Annotated in this window: 12 protein-coding genes; all 12 read right to left on the bottom strand. The window is 40.8% G+C overall.

Features of this window, described 5'->3' with window-relative positions; translation table 11 throughout:
- Positions 1–54 precede the first annotated feature (54 nt).
- The 12 genes from cyoE (GKR92_08835) to GKR92_08780 all read right to left on the bottom strand — a co-directional run bounded on the left by cyoE (GKR92_08835) (position 55) and on the right by GKR92_08780 (position 11991).
- The gene (cyoE, locus tag GKR92_08835) at positions 55–951 is read right to left on the bottom strand and encodes a protoheme IX farnesyltransferase (GenBank protein ID QMU61796.1); all 897 of its coding nucleotides are present in this window, start codon (positions 949–951) and stop codon (positions 55–57) included.
- Positions 952–1087: 136 nt separating this feature from the next.
- Complete coding sequence (locus GKR92_08830; GenBank protein QMU61795.1) at positions 1088–2368, bottom strand: cytochrome-c peroxidase; 1281 nt, start codon at positions 2366–2368, stop codon at positions 1088–1090.
- A gap of 8 nt (positions 2369–2376) precedes the next feature.
- Complete coding sequence (locus tag GKR92_08825) at positions 2377–2775, bottom strand: Auxin-binding protein (protein ID QMU61794.1); 399 nt, start codon at positions 2773–2775, stop codon at positions 2377–2379.
- Positions 2772–3428 (bottom strand): hypothetical protein, encoded by a 657-nt coding sequence (locus GKR92_08820; GenBank protein QMU61793.1) that lies wholly within the window; start codon positions 3426–3428, stop codon positions 2772–2774. Before GKR92_08820 ends, GKR92_08825 begins: the two co-directional genes overlap by 4 nt.
- A 5-nt stretch (positions 3429–3433) precedes the next feature.
- On the bottom strand, positions 3434–3799 hold the full coding sequence (locus GKR92_08815; protein ID QMU61792.1) for a cytochrome C oxidase subunit IV: 366 nt from the start codon (positions 3797–3799) through the stop codon (positions 3434–3436).
- 9 nt (positions 3800–3808) lie between these two features.
- Positions 3809–4486 carry a bb3-type cytochrome oxidase subunit IV gene (locus GKR92_08810; protein QMU61791.1) on the bottom strand — a complete coding sequence of 226 codons (678 nt, stop codon included), beginning with the start codon at positions 4484–4486 and terminating at the stop codon, positions 3809–3811.
- A 21-nt stretch (positions 4487–4507) separates the two neighbouring features.
- Entirely contained in the window at positions 4508–5173 is a 666-nt protein-coding gene (locus GKR92_08805) for a hypothetical protein (GenBank protein ID QMU61790.1), read from the bottom strand.
- 2 nt (positions 5174–5175) lie between these two features.
- Positions 5176–6921, bottom strand: coding sequence for a cytochrome c oxidase subunit I (locus GKR92_08800; GenBank protein ID QMU61789.1), 1746 nt, complete (start codon positions 6919–6921; stop codon positions 5176–5178).
- Positions 6922–6970: 49 nt separating this feature from the next.
- Complete coding sequence (gene coxB / locus GKR92_08795) at positions 6971–8323, bottom strand: cytochrome c oxidase subunit II (protein QMU61788.1); 1353 nt, start codon at positions 8321–8323, stop codon at positions 6971–6973.
- Positions 8324–8352: 29 nt separating this feature from the next.
- Positions 8353–9255 (bottom strand): protoheme IX farnesyltransferase, encoded by a 903-nt coding sequence (gene cyoE, locus GKR92_08790; protein ID QMU61787.1) that lies wholly within the window; start codon positions 9253–9255, stop codon positions 8353–8355.
- A 39-nt stretch (positions 9256–9294) separates the two neighbouring features.
- On the bottom strand, positions 9295–9834 hold the full coding sequence (locus GKR92_08785; GenBank protein ID QMU61786.1) for a hypothetical protein: 540 nt from the start codon (positions 9832–9834) through the stop codon (positions 9295–9297).
- A gap of 585 nt (positions 9835–10419) precedes the next feature.
- Positions 10420–11991: a GMC family oxidoreductase gene (locus GKR92_08780; protein ID QMU61785.1), complete on the bottom strand. Its 1572-nt coding sequence runs from the start codon at positions 11989–11991 to the stop codon at positions 10420–10422.
- Positions 11992–12008: the final 17 nt, after the last annotated feature.

Genomic DNA, 12008 nt, shown 5'->3' with positions numbered 1-12008 from the left:
GAAACACTGAGAGAGCATCCTACTAAGTAGTGTGGCCAGGAGTAGGTTGGTTATTTATACAGCCCCATTGCATTGGCAGTCTGCGAAGATGAATACAAATAACCCGCACAAATAAATAATTGAGTAGCCAAATAAACGTTTTGTACTTTGGTGCGTAATAGGTTTGCGTGCAAAATCTATAGTGATGACTAAATAGATAATGCCTAGTACTAAAGCAGCAACTAGGTAGATAGGGCCAGCCAGTTTGAACCAATACATTGTGGTGCTGACGGGTATCAATACGATGGTGTAGAGCAGCATTCTAAATTTAGTCACCTCCATACCACTAACCACTGGTAGCATGGGTAAGTTAGCTTTACGATATTCATCTGCACGTAGCAAGGCTAGCGCCCAAAAATGTGGCGGCTGCCAAATAAACATTATTAAAAACATTACCATGGCTTGCCAACTGATATCGTTGGTAACTGCAGCCCAACCAATAACGGGAGGTAATGCACCTGCAACTCCACCAATTTCTGTGCACAATGGAGAAGTGCGTTTCAGCCAGATGGTATAAATCACAACATAGAAAAATGTAGTGCCTAACGCTAAGTATGCGGTTAGTGGGTTTACTAAATAAAATAAAATTGCGAAAGAAGAAATGCTTAGAATTGCACCAAACCATAAAGCTTGTTGCGGTTGTAGTCTTGAGGTTGGCAAGGCACGATTACGTGTGCGCGCCATGAGTTTATCAACCTCACGATCTACGTAATTGTTTAATGCGCCACTTGAGGCAGAAGCTAAACCTGTGCCAATGAGTGTGTAGATGACTAAGTCTAATGGTACATAACCTCCACCCGCTAACCACATACCGGTAAAAGTAGTAAGCAAGACTAATAAAGCAATGCGGGGTTTGCTTATCTCAAACAGATCACTTGCCTGGGTGCGTACCGCTGAAATGGTGGCGTTCAAATCTTAGACTCCAAAATTGAGAAGAGATTATAACGGGTTTAATTCTAAGAAACTGGCAAATTATTTATATCCTTAACAGGATAGATTGCTCAGGCTGCAATGCTATTTCTTTAGCAATAGGATGGGTAAAATTCGCTTATTTATGTGGATTAATTAGCCACTTCGAATCTGTTATGAGCGGTGCAGATAAACTATGTAGAAAAAGTGTAAGTCGTTTTCTTTCTTTTTTGCTGAGTTCAAGAGGATTAGCTTCATTGTGTCCAATCATTGCCAATGGTGCTTGATTGTAATGTTCTATAACTTCTTCCAAGGTGCTTAATTGTCCTGCATGCATATAGGGTGCGGTGTCTGCTACATTTCTCAATGTTGGTACTTTATGGGCAGCTATTAATTCATCACCTGTTTTAACAAAGCGTAAATGTGCACATTGACTTGAAGCAGCATCACTAAAATTACCTTGGCAGTTAAATGGATCAGCTAAGACAACTCTAACGCCGTTTACACGCCCTAAACTTGGTAATTGTCGTGCAGCAGAAAGGACGCCAGTATTATGAAATTCATTATTGGTTAACAACGGCCCATTATGACAATTTATACATTGTGCTTTGCCAATGAATAATCTTAAGCCCATAACTTCATTTTTATTTAATGATTTTAATTTTTCAGAATCTTTATTAATTACTCCTTCAATATAGGTATCAAACCTTGATGCTGCGGGCTGCAGCAATCTTTGATATGCGGCTATAGATTTTGCAATGTTTGAAAAAACTATATTTACTGTTTTTTGATCTTCGGAGTTCATTGCTTGCCATGCATTCTGCAACTCCTTGCTATCTGTAGGGGCAGCCATAATTGGAAAACGTTTCATGTCAGATAAATCTGGCATCGGCCCAAATAATTCAGCGTAGTATTCGCGATAGTTTTTGTCTGCAAAAATAATATGTGCAAACTGATTTCGAGAACCCGCATGTTCCAAACTATTCTCCAGCGGTGCTAAAGCTTGCGACCATAGACTATCGCTGCGACCATCCCAAAATTGCCATGGACTATACGCGGTACCTACTAAAGTAGGAGTATTGCGAATACCGGCTTGCGCACCTGCGGCGGTGACTAAGCCGTCAGTAAAATATTGTTCAGGTATGTGACAAGTTGCGCATGAGATCTTTGAATTATAGCTAAAGCGCTCATCAAAAAATAACTGTCTGCCAAATTCTGCTGCGCTTAAGTTATCTGCAACGGCATTGCTGCGATCATTTGGTAGTGGTGGGAGCTCTCTTATGGATAGAGATTGCAGAATTTTAATTTCATCTGCAGACCAATCATATGGGTTGTTATTTTGGCAGCTCCATAACGTAAGTATAGAAACAAATATTATTACAGCGGTCGCAAAGCACGTATTGCGGGGATACTTCGGCATTAGCGGTTTTATAATTTAAGATTAAAAGTGACAACGTCGCTAATATCTTTAATAGTGATAGATACAGTCACGGTCCACCATCCCAACATGTGAAACTTCATGCCTTCAAGCAAGTAACATCCATCGCCGAGATCTTTGGTTATCTGCGGTTGTGTAGGAAGCCCATGGTTATGTTCGGGCATGCCGCCAATTACGTTAACTTCTGCATTGGGGATGTCATTTCCATCTTTATCTTTAATATGAATAATCCAAGCGTGTAGATTGTTAATTTCTATTGGCTCCAGTTTGCTGATGTAACGAACTTGGAAATGTCCATTGTCCGAAGACTTACTTGCTGCAAGATCCATCTCTGCAAGCGTTGAAGTACAAAACAATAAAGAAATAAAAATAATAATTATTGTTCTCATGATTTAAATAGTTTCCGTAAATGAGTAAAGCCACCATTCATTAACCAGTAATTTAGTTGTAAGAATAATGCTAAACTTATTATCGCTGGAATATAGCCCCAGTTACTACCACCTACTTGAAAAGGAAATACAGCTGTATATATTTTTTCTTGATCTGGGTATTTAGCAGTGACTATACCTATATAGTATTCCTTTTCAGTGAAATCGTATTGTGCCAGGTAAACACCATCAATATTGAATGTGGGGGCTTGGTAAAATATGGTTTGTTGCTGTATATCTTCTAATTTTTCAATGTCTTCAAGTTTGGCAAAACGACCAAGTTTCTGTGTATCTTTAATAATCCGAAAATCTACTTGCATGTCGCGTAAGCCATCGTGTAAATATTCCATGACAAAAGTACTTTCGCCAATTTCTGGAATGTCTTCACAGAATTGTTCGTGTTTGCTGATTTGTGGTTGGTAGATAGTGAAATGCGCTTTATAGAAATCTATTTCTATAATACATACGTCTTGTTCAAGAAATACGCCACCATGAGCTCCTACACCCGCACTGTGCAGTGCTAGGGCAAGAGCTAGGCATGTAAAAACTAATTGGGAATTACAGCGAAGGCGATAATTTATAAATCGAATCGTGGAAAGGGAAATATCAATCAAATAATTTAATGTTCTTTTTTCCCATGGTGTTCTACTACAGGTGCTTCGTCAAGACCAAAGAACGTTGCTCGTTGTGAGTGAGTATATTTTCCTTCGATGGACATTAATATGATAAGAACCAATAAGCATAAGGGGGGGACTAATATGGCACTTATCAGTGCAATTCGTTCCCACGTCATATGCATAAAAATAGAAACAATAAATCCGGCTTTCAACATCATGAAGATGATGATCAGGTTCCACCTTAATGCACCTTGAAGCTGATAATAATCCACCATATAAGAAAAGGTACTGAGTACAAACAGTAAAATCCAAATCCAAAGATAGATACTAAGTGGATGCTCTTGATGTCCTGAATCTGTCGCTGACATGGTTATACCTCACCAAAGATAAAAGAATGCAAAAATAAATACCCAAACTAAATCGACAAAGTGCCAATATAGGCCACAAATTTCGACAATGTCGTAACCTTTTTTCTCATAACGCCCATTCATCACGCCAATGGCAACGTAGGTTAAATAAATTACGCCCCCCGAAACGTGTGCGCCATGAAAGCCGGTAATCATGAAAAAGCATGCGCCAAATTGTGGTGCACCAAAAGGATTGCCCCAAGGTCGAATACCTTCTTCTACTATGAGTTTAGTCCACTCAAAAGCTTGCATACCAACGAATAGCAAACCAAATGCTGCTGTGATAAATAGCAGGAGTGCTGTTTTGTTACGATCACGTCGATAACCATAGTTCACTGCGAGTGCCATGGTGCCGCTACTGGTGATTAATACAAATGTCATGATAGCGATTAAAATTAAAGGAATGGGGTCGCCACCAAAACTGAGTGCAAATATTTCACTAGCATTTGGCCATGGGATGGTGGAGCTAGTGCGTATCTTCATGTAGCCAGTGAGAAAAGAAGTAAAAATAAAAGTATCACTTAAGAGGAAGATCCACATCATGGCTTTGCCCCAGTGCACTTTAAACACTTCTTTATCGTCGGCCCAATCCGTGATTAGCTCATCGACTACACCACTCTCAGCGACTTGACCTGAATCTTGTGACATACGCTTATGTTCCTTTCTATCTTAAGTAGATAACAATAGTGCAAAAAGCACTAACCAAACCAGTAATAAAAAGTGCCAATAGATCGTACATAGTTCGACACTTACGCGAATTTTATGAGCTTCAGCTTTGTTTTGTAATTTGAACACCGTTTTACTCCACACCCAAAGACCACCAATAATATGCAATGCATGTATTGCAGTTAACACATAAAAGAAAGAGTTGGCAGGGTTTGAGGTAAGAAAATAACCTGCATCATATAATCCTTGCCAAGCCCATAATTGGCCGGCAATAAAGGTAAACGTAAACAAGCCAGCAATGAGCAAGTTGATTTTCACCTTACTCACTTGGCTTTTAATCGCGGCGTTACGTGCGCGTTGAAAAAACACACTGCTTAATATTAATAAAACGGTATTTACCCAGAGCACACCAGGTTCAATAAGTGGCGTCCAGTCACCGTAGTCCATGCGCTGAAAGTAAGCACTTACAAAAAGTGAAAATAATGAACTAGCAACTGCCAGAAAGGCGACTAAGCCAATTTTTGCTGCTGGGATAGAAAGGGGCCCGCCAGCATGGTGCTGTTCAATGGGTCCTTCTTCTGCCCAAGGTTGAACATTAATCGTCTGGCGAATTAGCCAGAACACAACTGTGCCCATTATTATCGCTAGGATGATGAGTGTTGCAGTCATGATTAGTGCACATCGCCTTTAGTATTTTCACTAGGCTCTTCAGTTTGAGGAATGAAATCTTCAATTGCACCCGGCACGCTATAGGAATACGCCCATCTGTGAACGATAGGGAGCTTTGCTCCCCAGTTGCCATGCTTGGGTGGATAATCTTCGGTTTGCCATTCCAGTGAAGTCGCACGCCAAGGATTACGTTCGGATTTCTTGCCTTTGAAGGTGCTCCAAACAAGATTTATAATAAATAAGAATTGCGCACCACCGACAATGAGCGCTGCAATCGTAATGCTTACATTTGCAGCTTGTACGGAATCCGGCAAGAACTCGGTTGACCCATTTGCATAGTAACGACGCGGTACACCCAGTATGCCGATGTAGTGCATCGGTAAGTAGATGGCATAGGTGCCTAAGAACGTCGTCCAGAAATGCAATTTGCCCATGGTGTCATTAAGCATGCGCCCCGTGAGCATTGGAAACCAATGATAAATGCCACCAAATACGACTAAGAACGGTGATACGCCCATCACCATATGAAAGTGTCCCACTACAAAGTACGTATCAGAAAGCGGTACGTCTACCACAACATTACCTAAGAATAAGCCGGTGATACCGCCATGGATAAAGGTAAACACAAAGCCAATGGCAAATAACATTGGCACATTAAGATGAATGTTGCCTTGCCAGAGAGTTAACACCCAGTTGTAGACTTTAATCGCTGTCGGTACCGCAATGATCAATGTCGTGGTTGCAAAGAAGAAGCCGAAGTACGGATTCATTCCACTTACATACATATGGTGTGCCCAAACAATAAAGCTTAGTCCGCCAATGGCGACTAAGGCCCATACCATCATGCGGTAGCCAAAAATATTTTTGCGCGCATGCGTACTAATTAAATCTGAGACGATGCCGAAGGCAGGTAATGCGACGATATACACTTCAGGGTGTCCAAAAAACCAAAACAAATGTTGAAAAAGAATAGGGCTGCCACCATCGTGACTTAAGTTTTCCCCAAGTGACGATATTGCAGGAATGAAAAAGCTGGTGCCTAAAGTTTTATCTAACGTCATCATTATCACGCTAACTAATAAAGCAGGAAACGCTAGTAAGCCCAGGATGGTGGCCATAATAATGCCCCAAACAGACAAAGGCATACGCATGAGTGTCATGCCACGTGTGCGTGCTTGGAAAGCGGTGGTGACATAATTTAATCCACCCATGGTGAAAGCAATTACAAACAGTCCTAGAGAAACTGTCATACAAACAATTCCCCAGTCAGCCCCGGCGGTTCCTTCCGTGATGGCTTGCGGTGGGTATAAGGTCCAACCTGCTCCAGTGGGGCCTTCAGGTATAAAGAAGCTCGCACATACCACTATCACAGATAGTAAGTACACCCAGTAGCTAAGCATGTTCATGAACGGGAAGGCCATATCTCTTGCCCCACACATCAGTGGTATTAAGATGTTACCGAACCCCCCTAGGAAGAATGCCGTCAGCATAAACACGATCATAATCATGCCGTGCATGGTGACGGCTTGGTAATATTCGCTAGGTTGAATTAAATCAAACGCACCGGGGAAACCTAGTTGCAAACGCATCATGAATGATAGAACTAACGCTACAACGCCTACTGCCGTGGCAGTGAGAATATATTGAATACCAATAATTTTATGATCTTGGCTCCAGACATATGCGCCTATCCACGTTTTAGGGTGGGCGAGATCTTGACCTTCATCGGCTAATGCTACATGTGCCATTTTGTTACTACCTCATTTACAAATACAAAATTTAATATCAAATAAAAATTTACAGGGAATTAATGTATGCAATTACATCTTGCATCTTTTCTTCATTTAAACTTAAAACCATCGATTCCATTTGCCTTCCAGTAATGTCGCCAGGATGGGCGCCACGTTTTCCATCTTTAAAGTTTTTTAATTGCGTGAGCAAATACCAATCACTCATGCCTGCCATGCGTGGAGCATTTAAGGCCCATCTGCCTTCTGCTTGCTTTCCATGACATTTGCTACATGTGATATAAAGTTTTTTACCACGATCAGCATCGCCTTTGATGGTTTGTGCTGCAGGTTTGTTTGGTAGAGCTTCAATATAAGCTGCAACATTATTCATTGCAGTATCATCCACTAGCGTTGCCGCCATGGGTGCCATTTGTGCACCAAAAGTGTCATCTGGGTTGCTGCCGCGAATGCCGTGTTTGAAGTATTCAAGTTGACGTTTTACATACCAAGCTTCTTGGCCACTAATTTTTGGTGAATTGAGTGCGGGGTTACCTTCACCCTCTAAACCATGACAGGAAGCACATACTTGATAGTTTGCTTTACCAGCGTGTGCATCACCTTGCGGTGCAGCAACGAGTTGAGCATAAGTTTTTTGAGCAGCAAGCCATGTTTTGTATTGTTCTTCTTCTTCAACTACTACTCTGCCACGCATAGTGTGATGGCCGATGCCGCATAACTCTTCACAAAGTATTTCATAGCTGCCAATGCGTGTTGGCGTTAACCATTGCCAAGTGATCATTCCTGGTACTAAATCCATTTTCACGCGAAATTGAGGTACAGTGAAATTATGCAAAACATCTTTTGAACGAAGATTGAACTTAACTGGTTGATCTATAGGGATGTGTAGTTCATTAGATGAAATTAAAACATCATCTTGACCGTAAGGGTCGTCAGCATTCATGCCAAATGGATTATCGATACTTATCTTTCTTGCATCGACTGTACCGAGTCGATTGTCTTCACCCGGCAAACGAAATGTCCACTGCCATTGTTGTCCTACGGCTTCAACAATAGCTGCATCTTCAGGCGGTGATACAAACTTTGCCCATACCACTAAACCTGGCGCTAACATTGCAGTTACACCAATGGTAGTAATTATCGTTAACCAACCCTCGAGCTTTTTATTTTCCGGTTCGTATGCTGCGCGCTGCTCTTTGCTCTTGTTACGAAACTTAAAAATGCAATAAGCCATAAACAAATTAGATGCAACAAAAACTATTCCGCAGACAATAAAAGTTATCGTCACGGTGGTATCAATATCACCCCAATTAGAAGCCAGTTCGGTGAAGTACCATGGACTCATGAAGTGGAAAACAATGGATCCAATCACTAAAAGAACTAATACAATGGCCATAGCCATACTCAATACTCCCTATATATAAGGTGTGTTCATGCGGCAGCACCGCCACACTTACAGTCAATAAAAATTAAAGTAAATAAACCAAGTAAATATAAAATTGAAAAGCCGAATAGTTTTCTTGAGCTTTTGTGCGTGATCGGCTTGCGTGCAAAATCGATCGTTAACACTAAATAAGTAATACCCAGGATCGAGGCTAAAACTAGATAAGTAGGCCCAACAAGTTGTAGCCAGTACATTGCTAAACTAGTGGGAATTAAGGCGATGGTATAAAGCAACATACGGTTTTTTGTTGCTTGGTCACCATGCGTGACGGGCAACATGGGTAACTTTGCTTGGCGATATTCATCTTTACGTAATAACGCTAGCGCCCAAAAATGTGGTGGTTGCCAGATGAACATAATTAGAAACATCATCAGTGCCGGCCAACCAATATCATTGGTTACAGCAGCCCAACCAATTACAGGCGGCATCGCCCCCGCTATTCCGCCAATTTCAGTGCATAAAGAAGATTTACGTTTTAACCAAATAGTGTAAATCACGACATAAGAGAATGTAGTGGCCTGAACTAGGATCGCAGTTAAGGGATTAACTAAATAAAAGAGAATTGCGAATGACCACAAACTTAACATTACGCCAAGCCATAAAGCTTGTTGAGGGTGTAGTCGAGAAGAGGGTAGAGCGCGCATTCGTGTTCGCGCCATAAGCTTATCGACTTCGCGATCAACATAATTGTTGAATGCGCCGCTTGCAGCAGAAGCAAGACCGGTGCCTAGTAATGTAAGTAGAACAAGATCAAATTCTAAAGACGTGCTTGCAGCTAACCACATGCCAGCAAAGGTGGTAACTAGTACAAGTAATGCTATGCGCGGCTTGCAGATTTCAACCAGGTCAGATGCCAGGCTGCGGGTTGCTGTTATCGTTACACTCACTATTAATTTCTTATTATTGTTCTTGCTTGATGTTGTAGCAGGTTAATTTTCTATTCTCTTAAGCGGGCAAAAAGGATTGAAGTATTGAATATCCGTTGCAACCAGTTCTGCTTCTGGATGTTTCTTTGCCATTACCTCTTTGACAGTTTGCTCTTGGCTTTTCCAAACGTAGATTAGAATTAAATATTTGCCTGCTTCTAGGTCATCATGAAACTTAGCAAGCTTTTTATTTTCACTGGCGACCCCAGCAAGACCACCTTCCCATGTGCCAAATAAAGTAAACAGAGCAACAACAATTAGATAAACGAACTCCGGCATATTGGGCCCAAATGGTTTGAAATACATTAATGCACCTGCTGCGAATACTCCAATGATGAAACCAATTAAAGCGCCGATTGCACCATCACGTACTAAATCTAATGTTTCTAAATAATTACTAGAGTGTACATGCTCTTTGTTGAGACCCGCTTCGTCTTTACTAATAACATGAATAAATAAATCGTTAACGCCTACTTCATGTAGATCGTCTGATATTTGATGAGTGCTTTTTAAAGTAGGTGAAAGATAGTAATTAGTTTTCATAGATACTCTACCTCCAGTTAAGCATCCTAATTAAAATACATCATTAAAAGTTACTCTAGATTATAGTGGCAACCAATAATGAAGCTCTTGCTACAGCATTAATTTATCGACAATTCCACTTTATTTAAACTGCCAAAATAGCTTATGTGCTTCGTTTATTATTTTTATGAGTGTTATGTTCTTTTATAAGTATTATTTAAGTAGATCATAAGATTTATAACACGAGTTTATTATGCATGATAAAAAGCGGACTATATATAATAGTTTTATATGTGCCTCATAAATTATTTTAGAATTATTAACGATATGTTTCTTTGTGGCGCATAAATTAAAATATACTTATGAGGCTTAATAATTAAATTTATGAAACACGCAGTAAATATTGATCAAATATTTATACTATTAATAAAAGATCTCGCATGATAAATAGATATTCTCAATAATGAATTCAAATACCATCACTATTTCTTATAGTAATGGTATTTAATGGAAAAAGTACAGTCATTAAATGCTGAAAAAAACTTTAGATGTCAGAAATAAAAAAGCCTCCGTTTAGGAGGCTTTTAAACATTAGAGGTGAGTGCGCTAAATCACTTTTTCGCTCATTTGTTTTGCAATGTAATCTGCTTGTCGAATAGCAAGCGTTACAATAGTTAAGGTTGGATTTTCTGCAGCACCGGTAGTGAACTGGCTGCCATCTGAAATAAATAGATTAGAGATGTCATGAGCTTGACCGTGTGCATTACATACACCATCATCCGCTTTTGCGCTCATGCGACAAGTGCCAAGATTGTGTGTGGAAGGATACGGCGGAACTAAATAATTTTCTTTAGCGCCTGCTGCATCGTATACCGCAGAACCTTGTTTATACGCATGCTCACGCATCGCAATGTCATTTGGATGATCATCAAAATGAACATTGGGTGTTGGCATTCCATGCTGATCTTTATTTTCAGCATGCAAAGAAACCGCATTGGACTCTTGAGGCATATCTTCACCGACAATCCACATGCCTGCCATGTGACTGTATTCATCCATCTTTCTGGTGAAATCATGGCCCCATGAGCCAGGATCAAGAAACGCTGCCATGAACGGCAGACCAATGGATAAGGTTTCTAGTTCATAACCTCCGACAAATCCACGTTTCGGATCGTTAACAGATTCATCTGTGATGATGCCGGCCATCGTAGTACCTCTCCACATGTGAACAGGTTTTTCAAATGCGGCGTATACAGAACCTGTCATGTGTCGCATGTAGTTTTTACCAACCTGGCCTGATGAATTGGCTAATCCATCTGGGCTTTGGCTATTTTCTGAATTTAATAATAAACGTGGTGATTCAATTGAATTACCTGCTACGCAAACCGCACGCGCCTTTTGCATGTGTTGATTACCATCTGCATCCGCATAGACAACGCCGCTGACTTTGCCAGATTTGTCTTGTTCAATTTTTAAAACATGTGACTTAGGGCGTAGATCCAATTTACCGGTCGCTTCTGCTTTTGGAATTTCAGCAACAAGAGTCGACCATTTAGCACCGGTTTTACATCCTTGGAAACAAAACCCAAGTTGTAAACAAGAAGCGCGGCCGTCGCGTGGTTTACTATTGATCGCCATATTTCCGGTATGACAATTTTTATAGCCAAGTTTTGTGGCGCCAGCGTGCATGACCTTAAAATTGTTATTGCCCGGTAAGCCAGGAATACCATTAGTACGAGTTACACCCATTTTGTCTTCGGCTTTATCGTAATAAGGTTCCAAGTCTTTAAGCGTAATGGGCCAATCTAAAAGATTTGCGCCATCAATGTCACCGTATTCAGTTTTCACTCTTAACTCATGCTCTTGAAAACGCAAGCTAGCGCCTGCCCAGTGGGTGGTTGAGCCACCTACGGTTTTACAAATCCATGCGGGTAAACCATTAAAATCTTTGCCTACACGCCAGCTACCGGAAGAGCTGCGTGAGTCTAACCATGAAATTTGTCCAAACGAAGACCATTCGTCATTTACAAAGCTTTCGTTAGATTCATGTCCGCCGGCTTCAAGTAATACAACTTGAACGCCTTTTTGGCACAACTCATTGGCTAACGTGCCGCCACCTGCACCAGAACCTATTATTACGACTACTCCATCATCATCTAAATCATATTTTGCCATGATGTTTTCTCCTTATGCCT

The sequence above is a fragment of the Gammaproteobacteria bacterium genome (genome assembly GCA_014075255.1).
Classification (GTDB): domain Bacteria; phylum Pseudomonadota; class Gammaproteobacteria; order UBA4575; family UBA4575; genus JABDMD01.
This window is presented reverse-complemented; position numbering and strand designations above follow the sequence as displayed.

Coding starts and splice junctions, on each gene's coding strand:
- GKR92_08830 (QMU61795.1), bottom strand. CDS start 2,368: ATGCCGAAGTATCCCCGCAATACGTGCTTTGCGACCGCTGTAATAATA.
- GKR92_08800 (QMU61789.1), bottom strand. CDS start 6,921: ATGGCACATGTAGCATTAGCCGATGAAGGTCAAGATCTCGCCCACCCT.
- GKR92_08825 (QMU61794.1), bottom strand. CDS start 2,775: ATGAGAACAATAATTATTATTTTTATTTCTTTATTGTTTTGTACTTCA.
- GKR92_08810 (QMU61791.1), bottom strand. CDS start 4,486: ATGTCACAAGATTCAGGTCAAGTCGCTGAGAGTGGTGTAGTCGATGAG.
- GKR92_08805 (QMU61790.1), bottom strand. CDS start 5,173: ATGACTGCAACACTCATCATCCTAGCGATAATAATGGGCACAGTTGTG.
- GKR92_08815 (QMU61792.1), bottom strand. CDS start 3,799: ATGTCAGCGACAGATTCAGGACATCAAGAGCATCCACTTAGTATCTAT.
- GKR92_08785 (QMU61786.1), bottom strand. CDS start 9,834: ATGAAAACTAATTACTATCTTTCACCTACTTTAAAAAGCACTCATCAA.
- coxB (QMU61788.1), bottom strand. CDS start 8,323: ATGGCTATGGCCATTGTATTAGTTCTTTTAGTGATTGGATCCATTGTT.